Here is a 15089-nt window from a genome sequence, read left to right as displayed (position 1 = left end):
TGGCTGCGGGAGCGTGGCCCCGGCATGGTTGTCGTCAAAGGAGAGTGGGATGCGTTGGGAAGTATGGTTGGCTTTTTTCGCCGCGTGCTGGGTGATCGCCGTGTCGCCGGGGTCGGGCGCGGTGCTGTCGATGAGCCATGGGCTCTCGTACGGGCTGCGCAGGACCACCACCACCATCTTTGGCCTGCAGGCCGGGCTGGTGATCGTGCTGCTGGTGGCGGGCGGCGGCCTGGGCGCGCTGCTGCTGGCCTCGGAGCAGGCCTTCATGGTGGTCAAGACGATAGGCGCGCTGTACCTGATCTACCTCGGCGTGCAGCAATGGCGCGCGCAGGTAGAGAGCGGGGCGGACCAGGGTGGCAGCACCGCCCCCGTGCGCGTAGCGGTGATGAGCCGGCGCCGGCGCTTTGCCACCGGCCTGCTGACCAATGTGACCAACCCCAAGGGCATCATCTTCATGGTCGCGGTGCTGCCGCAGTTCATCGATCCCAACCGGCCGCTTGCGCTGCAGCTGGCGATCCTGGCGGCCACCATGTGCTGCGTGGACCTGGTGGTGATGCATGGCTATGCGCTGCTGGCGTCGCGCATGCAGGGGCTGTTCCGTAATGCGCGCGCGGTGCGCTGGCAGAACCGCTTCTTTGGCAGCGTGCTGATGGCGGTGGGCGCGGCGCTGTTCTTCGTGCGCCGGCAACACGCCTGAGCGGCGTCTGCATCAATACTGGCGCGCACCGGCCGGGTTTGCTTCAATGAGGAGGAAACCCGGCCACGGAGACCCCGCATGCCCGCCTTGCCGAACCCCCACGCCGGTGCGCGCCTGCAGCCGCGCCATACCGTGCCCCCGGTCGAAGAGCCCGGGCCGCCGGGCATCCCCCCGGACTTGCCGTTGCCGCCAGAGGAAGATCCGACCCCGCCCCCGGTCGAGCCGCCGGTTGCCGGGCGTGCCGGGCACTACTGCTTCAGCTCGTAGAAATCGTTCAGGCAGTAGCCGTCGGTCAGTTCGACCGGCTGGTCGCCATGGGTGTAGCCGGTGCGCAGGATATGCAGCAGCGGCTCGCCGGGCGCGATCTGCAGGCGCGCGGCCAGTGCTTCGCCGGCGACGATCGCGCGCAGCCTTTCGGTGACGCGCAGCACCGGCTTGCCGATCCGCTCCAGGTAGGCGTACAGCGATTCGCCGATGGCGCTGGCGTCGGGCAGCACGGCCAGTGCCAGCGTGGTGACATCCATCCAGAAGACCTGCCCGTCGGCCTTGCGCAGGCGGGTCAGGCTGACAATCTCTTCCCCTTCCTGCAGCGCCAGCGCCGCAGCCTCCTGGGGCGTGGCGCGGCGGCGTTCGAACGCCACCAGTTCGCTGGCCGGCGTCATGCCGCGCCGGCGCGCCAGCTCGCTGAAGTTGTCCAGCCGCGCCGCCTTCTGCTCAGGGCGCGGCGCGACAAAGGTGCCCGCGCCGCGGCTGCGCGTGATCGCGCCTTCCTCTGCCAGCACCTGCAGCGCGCGCCGCGCCGTGACGCGTGAAATCTCCAGTGAATCCACCAGCGTGCGCTCGGACGGCAGCGCGTCGCCCACCCGCCATTGGCCGGCCTGGATGGCCGCGGCCAGCCTGCGCGCCACTTGCAGGTAGATCGGCGTCGCCTCCGCTTCGTCCGGCTTGAGAGCCTGCAGCCGTTGATCCATTGCGAATCCTCGTAGGTACCAGAGTGTGGAGGTGATGATACCACTTTAGGACATTTGACGTCCATGGGGCGGCATTGCGTCATCTGGGCGATAACATCGCCATCGCTTCGCTTTACGTCAATTGGTATTGAAATGGTTCTGCTGATTATGGCATCGGAAAATGCTGCTGTGATTTGGAAAAATCTTACCTATCTCCGTGGGTTATGGTGATTAAGGCGAATGTGAGGACCATCCAAGGACTGTTTTGCCTTGCCTCAATAAAGATGCCACTTAGATACAATATTGTTGTAGTGGTTTTCACTGGTATTTTTATTGTCGGTTGCCGTCTATCTTTCGCCTGACCCTGGCGCCGTCGCATTTCTGCACCGGCCGCCGCGACTTCTGGAAGCAAAATGGCTGAGACGAGCGAAACCCTGTTGCTGCGGGCTCCGGTGAGCGGAGTGCTGCTTCCCCTCGCGGCCGTGCCGGACCCGGTCTTTGCCGACGGCATGTTCGGCGACGGCCTGGCCATCGACCCCCTGAGCGACACGCTGGTGGCGCCTTGCGACGGCACCATCGTCCACCTGGCCGCCACCGGCCACGCCCTGACGCTGCAGGCTCCGTGCGGGGCGCAGGTGCTGCTCCATGTCGGCATCGATACGGTGTCGCTGCGCGGCGAAGGCTTTGCGCCTTGCGTGGCGCAGGGCGCTGCCGTGCGCCAGGGGGATGCGCTGATCCGTTTCGATGTCGACCGTGTCGCGCAGCAGGCGTCGAGCCTGGTGACGGTGATGGCAATCGCCAATGGCGATGCCTTCACGGTCGCCGGCAGGACCGGCGCGGCGCAGGCCGAGGCGGGCCGCACGGTGCTGCTGCAGGTGCGTGCCGCGGGTGCCGCGGCGCCCGCGCAGGAAGACCACGCGAGTGCAGCCGAACAGCGGCGCACGGTCACGCTGGCCTGCCCTGGCGGCTTGCACGCGCGGCCCGCGGCACGGGCGCGCGAAGCCGCGCGCGGCCTGGACGCCGCCGTCGCATTGCACTACGGCGGCCGGCAGGCGAGCCTGGCCAGCCTGGTGGCGCTGCTGGGCCTGGCCGCCGACGAGGGCGCCGCGGTCGAGCTGGTGGCGACCGGCCGCGATGCCGGTGCCGCGCTTGATGCGGTCGCATACGAACTGCAGCGCGCCGGCGTGGGCGAAGAAGAACCCGTGCCCACGGTGGCCGCACCGATTGCGCAGCCTGGGCCGGGCGCCGGCCTGCCGGCGGATGGCATCCCCGGCGTGGCTGCCGCCCCCGGCATCGCGATCGGCACGCTGCACTGGTGGCGCGAGACCACGCCGGAGCCGGCCGAGGCCGGCCAGGGCATTGCTGCCGAGCGCGAGGCCCTGCGCGCCGCGCTGGCGGCCATCGACGCCCAGCTGGCGCATGAGAGCGAAGCCGCCACCGCACGCCGCGCCGGCGCCGAGGCCGGCATCTTCGCCATGCATCGCGCGCTGCTGGAAGACCCGGCACTGCAGGCCGCGGCCGAGACCATGATCGCCGCCGGCAAGAGCGCGGGCTTTGCCTGGCGCGAGGCCACCCGGGCCGAAGCCGCCATGCTGTCCGCGATGGCCGACCGCCGCATGGCCGAACGCGCTGCCGACCTGCTGGACCTGGGCAAGCGCGTGCTGCGTGCGCTGGCCCCGGCAGGCAGTGTCCCGGTCCAGCTGCTCGCACCGGCCGCCGACGGCGATGTCATCGTGCTGGCCGCCGGGGAATTCACGCCGTCCGACCTGACCGGACTGGACCGCACCCGGGTTGCCGCACTGGTGATGGCGCGCGGCGGCCCGACCTCGCACGCGGCCATCATCGCGCGTCAGCTCGGCATCCCTTGCCTGGTGGCTCTGGGCAGCGCGCTGGAGCGCCTGCAGGACGGCACGCCGGTCATCGCCGACGGCGACAGCGCCCGCCTGCACGCCTGCCCCGATGCGCATTTGCTGGCCGCCGCCGCCAGCGCCGTCAGGCTGCGCGCGCAGCAGCGCGAGGCCGACCTGCGCGCCGCGCACGCCGCGGCCAGCACCCGCGACGGCGTGCCTATTGAGGTGGCCGCGAATATCGGCAGCCTCGACGACGCCCGCAATGCCGTGGCGCATGGTGCCGACGCGGTCGGCTTGCTGCGCACCGAACTGCTGTTCCTGCACGGCGACGCAGCCCCCGCGGCGGCGGACCACACCGCCAGCTGCCAGGCCATTGCCGATGCCCTGCAGGGCCGCAGCGCGATCGTGCGCACGCTTGATATCGGCGCCGACAAGGACGCCGCCTGGCTGCACCTGCCTGCCGAAGACAACCCCGCCCTGGGCCTGCGCGGCGTGCGCCTGGCGCAGGTGCGCCCGCAACTGCTGGACGACCAGCTGCGCGGCCTGCTTGCAGTGCGCGCGAGCGGGCCGCTGCGCATCCTGCTGCCGATGGTCAGCGAGGTCGGCGAACTGCTGGCCTGGCGCGAACGCATCCGTGCGCTGGCGGCCGAAGCCGGTACCGATCCCGAGATCGAGGTCGGCGTGATGATCGAAGTCCCTTCCGCCGCGCTGCTGGCCGACCAGCTGGCCGAGCACGCCGATTTCTTCTCGATCGGCACCAACGACCTGACCCAGTACACCCTGGCCATTGACCGCTGCCAGCCGGAGCTGGCGGCACGCATGGATGGCCTGCATCCCGCGGTGCTGCGCATGATCGCCGCCACCACCGAGGGCGCCGCGCGCCACGGGCGCTGGGTAGGCGTGTGCGGCGCGCTGGCGGGCGACCCGCTGGCCGTGCCGGTGCTGGTCGGGCTGGGCGTGACCGAGTTGTCAGTCGACGCCGGGCTGGTGCCGGGCGTCAAGGCGCGCGTGCGCGCGCTCTCGCATGCCGATTGCCGGCAGCGCGCAGGCGAATTGTTGCGGCTGCCGTCAGCCGCTGCGGTGCGCGACGCGTGCCGCCGCTACTGGCCGGCATAAGCGCCGGTCGACCACAACCCAATACGCGCCACGCGCGCACAGATTCGGAGAACGCCAATGAAGATGGACCTGCTGCCCAGGGTGCAACGCCTGGGCGCCACGCTGATGCTGCCGATTGCCGTGCTGCCCGTGGCCGGCCTGCTGCTGCGCCTGGGCCAGCCCGACGTATTCGACATCAAGCTGATGGCCGAGGCCGGCAACGCGGTCTTTGCCAACCTGGCCCTGCTGTTCGCGATCGGCGTGGCGGTGGGCTTTGCGCGCGACAACAACGGCGCGGCGGCACTGGCCGGCACCATCGGCTACCTGGTGCTGACCACGGTGCTGAAGACCATCGACAAATCGCTCGACATGGGCGTGCTGGCCGGCATCGTCGCCGGCGCGGTGGCGGGCGGGCTCTACAATCGCTATCGCAATGTCGCGCTGCCACCCTATCTGGGCTTCTTTTCCGGCAAGCGCTTCGTTCCCATCGTCACCGCGCTGTGCTGCCTGCTGCTGGGCATCGTGCTGGCCTATGCGTGGGCGCCGGTGCAGGCCGGCATTAACGCGGCCGGCGCGTGGCTGACCACGGCGGGCTCGGCCGGCGCCTTGGTGTTCGGGCTGCTGAACCGGCTGCTGCTGGTCACCGGGCTGCACCACCTGATCAATACCCTGGCGTGGTTCGTGTTCGGCAACTACGCCGATCCGGCCACGGGGGCGGCGGTATCGGGCGACCTGCACCGCTACTTTGCCGGCGACCCCGGCGCAGGCCTGTTCATGACCGGCTTTTTCCCGGTGATGATGTTCGGCCTGCCCGCGGCCTGCCTGGCGATGTACCACGAGACGCCGCCGGCGCGGCGCGCGCTGGTTGGCGGCATGCTGTTCTCGATGGCACTGACCTCGTTCCTGACCGGCATCACCGAGCCGATCGAGTTCAGCTTCATGTTCCTGGCGCCGGTGCTGTACGGCCTGCATGCGCTGATGACCGGCCTGTCGATGGCGCTGTGCCATGCGCTCGATATCCGGCTGGGCTTCACCTTCTCGGCCGGCGCGATCGACTATGTGCTGGGCTACGGGCTGTCCAGCCGCGGCTGGCTGGCGATTCCGCTGGGGCTGGCCTATGCGCTGGTCTATTACGGGCTGTTCCGCTTCTTTATCCGCCGCTTCAACCTGCTGACGCCGGGCCGCGATGAAGTGGTGCCCGTGGCGGCCGCCGGCGGTGCCGCGCAGCCGGCCGCGGGCAGCGTGGCGCAACAGTATGTCGAAGCGCTGGGCGGCCCTGCCAACCTGGTCGTGGTCGATGCCTGCACCACGCGTCTGCGGCTGAACGTGGCCGACATCGGCGCGGTGTCCGAGCCGCGGCTCAAGGCACTGGGCGTACGCGGCGTGCTCAAGCGCCCGCCCAATGTGGTGCAGGTGGTGATCGGGCCGCAGGCCGAGCAGGTTGCCGGTGATATCCGCGCGGTGCTGCAGCAGGCGCCGCAGGCCACGGCCGTGGTGGCTGCTGCGCCCGCCGTTGCTACCCAGGCGTCCGTGCCGGCTGCCGGTGCTTTCGATCCCGCCTGGTGGATCGATGCGCTGGGCGGCGCCGCCAATATCGCCTCGGTCGGCGTGGTGGCACTGACGCGGCTGCGCGTGGTGGTGCGCGAGCGCGCCCGGGTGCGCGCCGACCACCTTGCGGGCAGCCAGCTGATGTGGATCGGCGATGACACCGCCCATATCGCCTTCGGCCATGCGGCAGACGGACACGCTGCCGCCTTCGAGCGCGCCCTGCAGGCCATGCCCACCTGACCCCCGCCGCCGCAGCCGTGCGGCTGCGGTCGACCTTCCCCATCGGCAACAACAACGATGGCCGCGACGACAGCCGCGCCGGTGGATACCGTCTGCTTATCCAGGAGTCATTGATCGTGAAACGCATTGCACTGACGGCGCTGCTCGCAGCGTCGGCCGGGGGCGCCTGCGCCCAGTCCGCCGGCACCGGCATCACCTTGTATGGCCGCGCCGTGGCCGGCCTCGACTATGTCAACGGCATCGCCCGCCCGGGCGGCGACATGGACACCTTCCGCTTCGGCAGCAACCAGTACGGCGTCAGCTTCTGGGGCATGCGCGGCGCAGAAGACCTTGGCGGCGGCCTGCGCGGGGTCTTCAACCTGGAGGGCATGATCACCTCCGGCACCGGGCGCTCCGATCCGCTGTTCAACCGGCGCGCGCAAGTGGGCCTGGCCAGTAACGACTGGGGCACGCTGCTGCTGGGCCGGGCCATGAGCCTGACCGACGACGAGAGCGGCGCGATCGACCCGATGGGCCTGCAGGCCAGCTCGGTCGCGACGCTGGTCTATGGCCGCAACTGGGGCTCGCGCACCAATGCCGTGACCTACAACTCGCCGGTGTGGGGCGGGCTGAGTGTGCGCGCGCAGGCCGGCAGCGACGGCGTGGCGGGCAGCTTCAACAGCGGCAAGCAGTTGAGCGCGGCCGTCAAGTACGCGCAGGGCAACCTGAGCCTGACCGGCATCTACGAGGAACTGCGCGACACGCAGGGGCGCATGGACAACCTGTATGTCAACTCGCGCCAGTACACGCTCGGTGGCAGCTATGCGCTGAACGACCTGCGCCTGTTCGCCGGCTATAACCTGACCGTGTCCTCGGGCGATACCGTGGCCACGCCGGAGAACCCCTACGCCGCCACGCGCAGCCAGATGGCATGGGTCGGCGCCAACTACCGCCTGCTGCCGGCGCTGACGCTGCTGTCCGGCGTCTACTACGCCACCCTGAACAATGGCGGCGGGCATGGCACGCTTGTCACACTGGGCGCAAAGTATGACTTGTCGAAGCGCACCTCGCTGTATGGCACGGTGGCGTCGGTGTTCAACTCGCGCAATGCCACCTTCTCGGTGGAGGCGTCGCCAGACACCATGCCGGGCGCCGGGGCGAACCAGCAGGGCGCCTATGCCGGCATCATCCACCTGTTCTGACGGTGGCTGGCCGGTGATCTGAATGTATTGGAGAGTATTGCCATGAAAGGAAACATCCTGACGCCGGCCGGCTGGATCTTCGGAGAGATCCATGCCGGCCCGGACGGACGCATCGCGCGCATCGAGGGCGTGCCCGCCTCGCCTGAGCACAACGATGCCCCGTACGTGCTGCCGGGGTTTGTCGACCTGCTCAACCACGGCGGCGGCGGCAAGGACTTCATGGATGGCGAGGCCGCGGTGCCGGTGATCCTGCGCGCGCATGTGCGCTTTGGCACCACCAGCCTGCTGGGCAGCACCATGACCTCGCCGCACGACGTGCTGCTGCCCGCACTGCAAGCGCTGAACCGCGCCTGCGCGCAGCGCCCGCCCGGCGCGGCGCGCATGCTGGGCGTGCACCTGGAAGGGCCGTATATCAACCCCGGCAAGCTGGGCGCGCAGCCCGATACCTCGGCCACTGCCACGCCGGAAGAACTGGAACAGTACCTCGGCGCCGCGCCGCTGAAGGTGGTGACGCTGGCGCCCGAACTGCCGGGGCATCTGGACATCATCCGCCTGCTGGTCGCGCGCGGCGTGCGCGTGCAGCTGGGCCACACGCTGGGCACCTATGAGGACGCGGTGGCCGCGCTGGATGCCGGCGCCAGCGGCTTCACCCACCTGTTCAACGCGATGACCCCGCTGCAGCACCGCGCGCCCGGCATGGTGGCGGCAGCGCTGGCCCATGCCGAGTTTGCCGAGCTGATCCCCGACCTGCTGCACGTTCATCCGGGCGCGATCCGCGCCGCGCTGCGCGCGATTCCGCGGCTGTATGCGGTGACGGACGCTACCGCCGCCGCGGGCATGCCGGACGGCGTGTACCACCTGGGCAGCCAGACCGTCTACAAGGTCCACGGCAGCGTGCGCCTGGCCGATGGCACGCTGGCCGGCAGCGTGCTGACCATGGACCAGGCGCTGCGCAACTTCGTGTCGATCGGGCTGGACCTCGCCGATGCGTCGCGGCGCGTTTCGCTGTATCCGGCCCAGTACCTGGGCATGTCCGACCGCGGCATGCTGGCACAGGGCTGCTGGGCCGACGCGGTCGTGCTGGACCGCGCGCTCTTGGTGCGCACCGTTTATGTCGAAGGAGAATGCTGTGTCGAGAATGCTTGAAGAGGCGCTGAGCGCGCCGGCCGTGGTGGCCGCGCAGTTGGCGCAGGCGCCGCGCGTGGCCGCGCTGGCTGCGCAACTCGCCGCGCAGGCCTGGCCCGCGGCGCTGACCGTGGCGCGCGGCAGCTCGGACCATGCCGCCAGCTACTTCGCCACGCTGGTCACGCGCCGGCTGGGCGTGCCGGTGGCCTCGCTGCCGATGTCGACGGTGACGCTGCACGACAGCGCGCTGCGCGTGGCCGGGCAGCTGGCGGTGGCGTTCTCGCAGTCGGGCCGCAGCTCCGACCTGGTCGAGACCATGCAAGCGCTGCGCGACGGCGGCGCCGCCACCGTGGCGCTGGTCAACGCGCCCGATTCGCCGCTGGCGCAGGCGTGCGCGCATGAACTGCCCCTGCTTGCCGGCCCCGAGCAGAGCGTGGCCGCGACCAAGAGCTATATCGCCATGCTGTCGATGTCGGCGCTGCTGGTGGGGCATCTCGAGGCCGCACGCAGCGGCGAGCACGAACTGGTCGATGCCTGCGCAGGCTTGCCGGCCGCGCTGGCGCAAGCGGCCGCGCAGGACTGGTCGGCGCTGGTGCCAGCGCTGCGCGACGTCGAGCGCATGATCGTGCTGGGCCGCGGCGCGGGCCTGGCGATCGCGCAGGAAGCGGCGCTCAAGCTCAAGGAGACCTCCGGCATCCAGGCCGAGGCTTTCTCCGGCGCCGAAGTGCGGCATGGCCCGATGGAAATCATCGGCGACGGCTACCCGCTGCTGGTGTTCGCGCCGCGCGGACCGGAACAGGCGGGACTGCTGGCGCTGGCCGCCGAGATGCGCAATCGCGGTGCGCGCGTGCTGCTGGCGGCGCCTCCTGGCACGGTTGATGCGGAGCTGCCCCTGGAGTTGCCGCTGGTGCCGGCCGGCCATCCGCTGCTCGATCCGGTCTGCGCCATCCAGGGCTTCTATGTCGCGGCGCAGGCGCTGGCGCTGGCACGCGGCCGCAATCCCGACCAGCCGCAGTACCTGCGCAAGGTGACCGAGACGCGCTGAGCCGGCCCATACCGCCCCAATACCGCCCCATGCCGCCCCGGCAAGCAAGGAGTCCGTCATGCAAACCACCCGAACCGCCTCTTATTCCGGCACTGCCGACGCGCGGCCACTGGACCTCGTCATCTTCGGCGGCGCCGGCGACCTGTCGGCACGCAAGCTGCTGCCATCGCTCTACATGTGCCACCGCGACGGCAACCTGCCCGACGGCACCCGCATCATCGGCGTGGGCCGGCACCGCTGGGACCGCGAGGCCTTTGTCAATTTTGCCGATGAAAGCGCACAACCCTTTGTCGAAGCGCGCTATCTCGAGCCGGCCAAATGGCAGACCTTCCTGCAGCGGCTGGATTTCGTGCACGTTGACGCGTCGCAGTCCGGGGACTATCCGGCGCTGGCCGCGCAACTGCGCCAGGAGGCGCTGCGCATCTATTACATGGCGATGCCGCCGGGCTTGTTCGCGGCCACCTGCGACAACCTTGCCAGCCATGGCCTGATCGCCAACGACACCCGGCTGGTGCTGGAAAAACCGCTGGGCGTGGACCTGGCCTCGGCCATCGGCATCGGCGAGGTGGTCAGCCGCTACTTCAGCGAGGACCGCACCTACCGGATCGACCACTACCTGGGCAAGGAAACGGTGCAGAACCTGATGGCGCTGCGCTTCGGCAATTCGATCTTCGAGCCGCTGTGGCGCACGCCGTTCGTGCGCAGCGTGCAGATCACCGTGGCCGAGACCGTGGGCGTGGGCACGCGCGGCGGCTTCTACGACGAGGCCGGCGCCATGCGCGACATGGTGCAGAACCACCTGCTGCAGCTGGTCAGCATCCTGGCGATGGAGCCGCCGGCAGCGCTCACCTCCGATGCGGTGCGCGATGAGAAGCTCAAGGTGCTGCGCTCGCTGCGGCCGATGTCGCCCGAGGACGTACGCCGCAATACCGTGCGCGGTCAGTACACCGCGGGCGCCATCGCCGGCGAGCTGGTGCGCGGCTACCTGCAGGAAGAAGGCATTCCGCCAGACAGCCGCACCGAGACCTTCGTCGCGATGCGCGCCGAGCTCGGCACGTGGCGCTGGAACAAGGTGCCGTTCTACCTGCGCACCGGCAAGCGCATGCAGGAGCGCGTGACCGAGGTGGTGATCAACTTCGCCGAGGTGCCGCATTCGATCTTCGATGCCGGCAGCACGCTCCAGCCCAACCGCATGGTGATCCGGCTGCAGCCGGAAGAGTCGGTGCGGCTGACGCTGATGGTCAAGCAGCCGGGCGAGGGCATGAAGCTGAAACCGCTGAGCCTGGCGCTGAATCTTGACTCGGCCTTCACCACCCGGCGCGCCGAGGCCTACGAGCGCCTGCTGCTCGACGTGATACGCGGACGGCTGGCGCTGTTCGTGCGGCGCGACGAACTGCAGGCCGCCTGGACCTGGGTCGACCCGATCCTGGAAGCGTGGCGTCAGCAGGACGAAGGCCCGCGCCCCTATACCGCCGGCACCTGGGGCCCGGCGGCATCGTCGGCGTTCATGGCGCGCGAAGGCGTGCAGTGGTCTGAGGAGGCGTGATGCGGCTGACCGAACGCGGGCTGCGACGCTGGCTTCGCTTGTAGCTTAGGCCGAGGCATTCAACCGCCCGCCATCCGCAACGCCCGCCGGTACTGGATCGCCTCGCCCACATGCGTGGCGGTCAGCACCTCGGCACCTTCCAGGTCCGCGATGGTGCGGGCCACCTTCAGCACGCGGTAGTACGACCGCGCCGACCACGCCAGCCGCGTCATCGCGCCGCGCAGCAGTGCCTGCGCCTGTGCTTCCATCGTGCAGTGCTGTTCGATCTCGCGTCCGCCCAGTTCATTGTTGGGCTTGCCCTGCCGGGCCAGCTGGCGCTCGCGCGCGGCCAGCACGCGGGTGCGCACCACGGCGCTGGGTTCGCCAGGCGGGCCGTCGAGCATCTCGCCCTGGTCCTGCGCGGGGACTTCCACCTGCAGGTCGATGCGGTCGAGCATCGGGCCGGAGATGCGGGACTGGTAGCGCCGCACCTGGTCGGGCGTGCAGCGGCAGGGGCGGTCGGGATGGCCGAGGTAGCCGCACGGGCAGGGGTTCATCGCCGCGACGAACTGGAAGCAGGCGGGGAAGTCGGCGTGGCCGGCGGCGCGGGCGATGGTGATGCGGCCGGATTCCAGCGGCTCGCGCAGGACTTCCAGCACCCTGCGGTCGAATTCGGGCAGCTCGTCCAGGAACAGCACGCCGTGGTGCGCCAGCGAGATCTCGCCCGGGCGCGGGTTGCCGCCGCCGCCGACCATGGCCGGCCCCGATGCCGTATGGTGCGGCGACCGGAACGGGCGCTGGCCCCATAGCGCGGTGCGGAAGCCGCCCGGCGTCAGGCTCATGACCGCGGCGGACTCCAGTGCTTCCTGCAGCGTCATCGGCGGCAGCAGCCCGGGCAGGCGCTGCGCCAGCATCGACTTGCCGGTGCCCGGCGGGCCCACCAGCAGGGCGGAATGCTGGCCGGCGGCGGCCACTTCCATGGCCCGGCGCGCCTGGGCCTGGCCGCGCACGTCGCGCATGTCGGGGCCGCGGTCCGTGGCGGCGGGCAGCAACGCCGGCATGGAGCGGGGCAGCCGCGCGTCGGGCAGGGGGCAGAGATGGTCGCACGCCTGGCGCAGCGTCGCGGCGGCATGCACCGCCAGGTCCTCGATCAGCGCGGCTTCGGCGCCATTGCCTGCGGCCACCAGGAAGGCGCGCGGCGCCTCGCCGGCGGCGGCGCGGGCGGCGTTGTCGCGCGCCAGGCCCATGGCCATGGCCAGCGCGCCGCGCACGGGGCGCAGTTCGCCGGACAGGGACAGCTCGGCGGCGAACTCATGAGCATCCAGTGCCTCGGACGGGATCTGGCCGCTGGCGGCCAGGATGCCCAGCGCGATGGCCAGGTCGAAGCGGCCGGATTCCTTGGGCAGGTCGGCCGGGGCCAGGTTGACGGTGATGCGGCGGTTGGGGAACTCGTAACCGCTGTTGAGGATGGCGGCGCGCACGCGCTCGCGGCTTTCGCGCACGCCGGTGTCGGCCAGGCCGACGATGGTGAATGCCGGCAGGCCGTTGGCGAGGTGGGTCTCGACCCGCACCGGCGGCGCGGCGATGCCGGTCAGTGCCCGGCTGCGTAGGACGGCAAGGCTCATGTCATCGAACTGTTAACGAAAAAGGCCGCCAGGAGTGGCGGCCTTCAGGCGGCGGGTTGGATCGGGCAGGACCGGCGTGCTCACGCGCCCCCGGTCGAGTCCACCGAGCCGGCGCCGGGCGTGATGCCGGCGCGGCGCTCAAGCTCCGCCACGCGGCCCTCCAGTTCCTCCAGGCGGGCGCGGGTGCGGGCCAGCACCTGCGACTGGACGTCGAATTCCTCGCGCGTGACCAGGTCCAGCTTGGCAAAGCCCTGGGTCATCATGCTGCGCACGTTCTTTTCGATGTCCCTTGCCGGCGAGTTGCGCAGCGCCTCGCTGACCTTGTTCTGCAGGTCGTTGAAGAGATCGGTCGGTTTCATGGTTTCTCCTTTGCGCACCTAACTGGTGCCAATCCGGGTGGGCATCTGGCGTTTAGCGCGCTTTCGCACAGGAATTGGGCGCCCCGATTGCGGGCGCGCGGCCTGGGTGTCGCGCACGCGGCCACCGTCAGGACTCAATTATCGCCCGTGAGGCACGTGGGCGAAAGCTCCGGCGCATCCGCGTTCACACCTTTTAACCTGATCTGGCTTCGCTGCAGGGCAGATTCAAGTCTGGCTTTGGTCACGGCACGCCATCACGGCCAACATGGGCCGCCGATTTCCGAAGAGCTGGCATGGCAGTTGCAGTAGTTGGTGCGCCAGCGTCATTGAATCACCGAAATCCAAGAAACGAAATCCGAGCCTCAGGAAAAAAGGAGAAGAAACCCATGAAGAAGTTGGCCCTTGCAGTCAGCGCGCTTGTCCTGACCAGTGCCGCCGCCACCGCCCACGCGCAAAGCACGGACGCGGCGGCCCCGGCACCGGCCGCCGCCGCTGCCGAGCCGGCATCGCCGCATACGTTCACGGCCAACGTGTCGCTGGTCTCGGACTACCGCTATCGCGGCATCAGCCAGACCAACCTGCGCCCGGCCATCCAGGGTGGCTTTGACTACGCCCACGAAAGCGGCTTCTATCTGGGCAACTGGAACTCCAGCATCAGCTGGCTCGAGGATGCCAACCCGGCGGTCTCGGCCCCGGTCGAGATGGATTTCTACGGCGGCTTCAAGAACACCTTCAAGGTTGCCGGCACCGAGTTCAGCTATGACCTGGGCGTGCTTGAGTACTACTACCCGGGCGGCTACAACAACCCGCGCCCGTACACCACCGAGCTGTACGCCGGCATCGGCTGGGGCCCGGTGTTCCTGAAGTACTCGCACTCGGTCACCAACCTGTTTGGCTGGGCCGACAGCAAGAACAGCGGCTACATCGACCTGAGCGCCAACGTGCCGCTGAACTTCTGGGACCTGACCCTGAATGCGCACGTCGGCTACCAGGACGTCAAGCACAACAGCGACGCCTCGTACACCGACTGGAAGATCGGCCTGACCAAGGACCTGGGCAAGGGCTTCGCGCTGGCGGTTGCCTATGTCGACACCAACGCCAAGGAAGTGGCCTACACCAGCGCCAACCGCGGCCGCTACCTGGGCAAGGCCACGGCCTGGGCCTCGATCACCAAGACTTTCTAATCATTGCCGCAGGCCGGGCAGGCAGCGCCGGCCTGCCCCGAGGAGAAATCGGATGAAACTCATCATCGCAGTCATCAAGCCGTTCAAGCTCGACGAAGTGCGCGAAGCGCTGTCGGACGTGGGCGTGTCCGGCATTACCGTGACCGAAGTGAAAGGCTTCGGCCGCCAGAAGGGCCACACCGAGCTGTACCGCGGCGCCGAATACATCGTCGACTTCCTGCCCAAGGTGAAGATCGAGGTGGCGGTGCCCGACGACGTGGTCGAGCGCGCCATCGAGGCGGTCGAGAAATCGGCCCGCACCGGCAAGATCGGCGACGGCAAGATCTTCGTGGCACCGATCGAGCAGGTCATCCGCATCCGCACCGGCGAGACCGGCGGCGATGCCCTGTGACCCGAGACAGCACATCACAAGAGGTTAAGCACATGAAAACCTGGTTCAAGCGATTCCTGACGGCCGGCGCGATGGCGCTGGCCATCGGCACGGCGGGCGTGGGCATCTCCACGCCGGCCGCCGCACAGGACAAGCCGGCCGCCGAGGCATCTGCCCCGGCCGCCTCCGCCGCCCCCGCTGCAGCCGCTGCCGAAGCTTCGGCGCCGGCTGCTCCCGCTGCCGCCGCGGCCGCACCGGCCGCCGCCCCCGCGGAAGCGGCCCCCCCCCCCGCCCC

13 protein-coding genes and 1 pseudogene are annotated in these 15089 nt (G+C 69.7%); 11 read left to right on the top strand and 3 right to left on the bottom strand.

All coding sequences use genetic code 11. The annotated features are described in order from the left end of the window. The first annotated feature begins 49 nt into the window (after positions 1 to 49). Both AC3WRR_RS15330 and AC3WRR_RS15325 read left to right on the top strand, forming a co-directional pair. A complete protein-coding gene (locus AC3WRR_RS15330; RefSeq protein ID WP_010814854.1) occupies positions 50 to 697 on the top strand; it encodes a LysE family transporter in 648 nt (215 codons plus the stop codon). 78 nt (positions 698 to 775) lie between these two features. Next, on the top strand, positions 776 to 964 hold the full coding sequence (locus AC3WRR_RS15325; RefSeq protein WP_081050386.1) for a hypothetical protein: 189 nt from the start codon (positions 776 to 778) through the stop codon (positions 962 to 964). Here the strand turns inward: AC3WRR_RS15325 and AC3WRR_RS15320 are convergent. Then, positions 946 to 1668 carry a GntR family transcriptional regulator gene (locus AC3WRR_RS15320; RefSeq protein ID WP_010814853.1) on the bottom strand — a complete coding sequence of 241 codons (723 nt, stop codon included), beginning with the start codon at positions 1666 to 1668 and terminating at the stop codon, positions 946 to 948. The two genes, AC3WRR_RS15325 and AC3WRR_RS15320, sit on opposite strands and share 19 nt — an antisense overlap. Before the next feature lie 392 nt (positions 1669 to 2060). Between AC3WRR_RS15320 and ptsP the strand changes: the two genes are divergently transcribed. The 6 genes from ptsP to zwf all read left to right on the top strand — a co-directional run bounded on the left by ptsP (position 2061) and on the right by zwf (position 11277). Then, positions 2061 to 4613, top strand: a complete 2553-nt coding sequence (gene ptsP / locus AC3WRR_RS15315; protein WP_492297368.1) for a phosphoenolpyruvate--protein phosphotransferase — start codon at positions 2061 to 2063, stop codon at positions 4611 to 4613. Positions 4614 to 4670: 57 nt separating this feature from the next. Beyond that, positions 4671 to 6380: an N-acetylglucosamine-specific PTS transporter subunit IIBC gene (nagE, locus tag AC3WRR_RS15310; protein ID WP_011614455.1), complete on the top strand. Its 1710-nt coding sequence runs from the start codon at positions 4671 to 4673 to the stop codon at positions 6378 to 6380. Between the two features lie 116 nt (positions 6381 to 6496). Next, a complete protein-coding gene (locus AC3WRR_RS15305) occupies positions 6497 to 7561 on the top strand; it encodes a porin (RefSeq protein WP_492297366.1) in 1065 nt (354 codons plus the stop codon). A gap of 42 nt (positions 7562 to 7603) precedes the next feature. Beyond that, positions 7604 to 8707, top strand: coding sequence for an N-acetylglucosamine-6-phosphate deacetylase (nagA, locus tag AC3WRR_RS15300; RefSeq protein ID WP_010814849.1), 1104 nt, complete (start codon positions 7604 to 7606; stop codon positions 8705 to 8707). Continuing rightward, positions 8700 to 9731, top strand: a complete 1032-nt coding sequence (locus tag AC3WRR_RS15295; RefSeq protein ID WP_492297401.1) for an SIS domain-containing protein — start codon at positions 8700 to 8702, stop codon at positions 9729 to 9731. The genes nagA and AC3WRR_RS15295 overlap by 8 nt, the downstream gene beginning before the upstream one ends. 58 nt (positions 9732 to 9789) lie before the next feature. After that, positions 9790 to 11277 (top strand): glucose-6-phosphate dehydrogenase, encoded by a 1488-nt coding sequence (zwf, locus tag AC3WRR_RS15290; RefSeq protein ID WP_492297364.1) that lies wholly within the window; start codon positions 9790 to 9792, stop codon positions 11275 to 11277. Between the two features lie 59 nt (positions 11278 to 11336). On the opposite strand, the gene AC3WRR_RS15285 is transcribed toward zwf, so the two are convergent. After that, positions 11337 to 12881, bottom strand: a complete 1545-nt coding sequence (locus tag AC3WRR_RS15285; protein ID WP_010814846.1) for a YifB family Mg chelatase-like AAA ATPase — start codon at positions 12879 to 12881, stop codon at positions 11337 to 11339. Positions 12882 to 12961: 80 nt separating this feature from the next. Continuing rightward, positions 12962 to 13240, bottom strand: a complete 279-nt coding sequence (locus AC3WRR_RS15280; RefSeq protein WP_010814845.1) for an accessory factor UbiK family protein — start codon at positions 13238 to 13240, stop codon at positions 12962 to 12964. Positions 13241 to 13626: 386 nt separating this feature from the next. Here AC3WRR_RS15280 and AC3WRR_RS15275 point away from each other — a divergent pair, with 386 nt between their 5' ends. The 3 genes and pseudogenes from AC3WRR_RS15275 to AC3WRR_RS15265 form a co-directional block, all read left to right on the top strand. After that, positions 13627 to 14424: a TorF family putative porin gene (locus AC3WRR_RS15275; protein WP_010814844.1), complete on the top strand. Its 798-nt coding sequence runs from the start codon at positions 13627 to 13629 to the stop codon at positions 14422 to 14424. A gap of 52 nt (positions 14425 to 14476) precedes the next feature. Continuing rightward, complete coding sequence (locus AC3WRR_RS15270; protein ID WP_010814843.1) at positions 14477 to 14815, top strand: P-II family nitrogen regulator; 339 nt, start codon at positions 14477 to 14479, stop codon at positions 14813 to 14815. 32 nt (positions 14816 to 14847) lie between these two features. Further along, a pseudogene (locus AC3WRR_RS15265) lies at positions 14848 to 15089 on the top strand (ammonium transporter); the annotation flags it as partial.

The organism is Cupriavidus sp. FW305-3-2-15-C-LB2, from assembly GCF_058787575.1.
This window is presented reverse-complemented; position numbering and strand designations above follow the sequence as displayed.

Coding starts and splice junctions, on each gene's coding strand:
- AC3WRR_RS15330 (WP_010814854.1), top strand. CDS start 50: ATGCGTTGGGAAGTATGGTTGGCTTTTTTCGCCGCGTGCTGGGTGATC.
- AC3WRR_RS15325 (WP_081050386.1), top strand. CDS start 776: ATGCCCGCCTTGCCGAACCCCCACGCCGGTGCGCGCCTGCAGCCGCGC.
- AC3WRR_RS15320 (WP_010814853.1), bottom strand. CDS start 1,668: ATGGATCAACGGCTGCAGGCTCTCAAGCCGGACGAAGCGGAGGCGACG.
- ptsP (WP_492297368.1), top strand. CDS start 2,061: ATGGCTGAGACGAGCGAAACCCTGTTGCTGCGGGCTCCGGTGAGCGGA.
- nagE (WP_011614455.1), top strand. CDS start 4,671: ATGAAGATGGACCTGCTGCCCAGGGTGCAACGCCTGGGCGCCACGCTG.
- nagA (WP_010814849.1), top strand. CDS start 7,604: ATGAAAGGAAACATCCTGACGCCGGCCGGCTGGATCTTCGGAGAGATC.
- AC3WRR_RS15295 (WP_492297401.1), top strand. CDS start 8,700: ATGCTTGAAGAGGCGCTGAGCGCGCCGGCCGTGGTGGCCGCGCAGTTG.
- zwf (WP_492297364.1), top strand. CDS start 9,790: ATGCAAACCACCCGAACCGCCTCTTATTCCGGCACTGCCGACGCGCGG.
- AC3WRR_RS15285 (WP_010814846.1), bottom strand. CDS start 12,881: ATGAGCCTTGCCGTCCTACGCAGCCGGGCACTGACCGGCATCGCCGCG.
- AC3WRR_RS15280 (WP_010814845.1), bottom strand. CDS start 13,240: ATGAAACCGACCGATCTCTTCAACGACCTGCAGAACAAGGTCAGCGAG.
- AC3WRR_RS15275 (WP_010814844.1), top strand. CDS start 13,627: ATGAAGAAGTTGGCCCTTGCAGTCAGCGCGCTTGTCCTGACCAGTGCC.
- AC3WRR_RS15270 (WP_010814843.1), top strand. CDS start 14,477: ATGAAACTCATCATCGCAGTCATCAAGCCGTTCAAGCTCGACGAAGTG.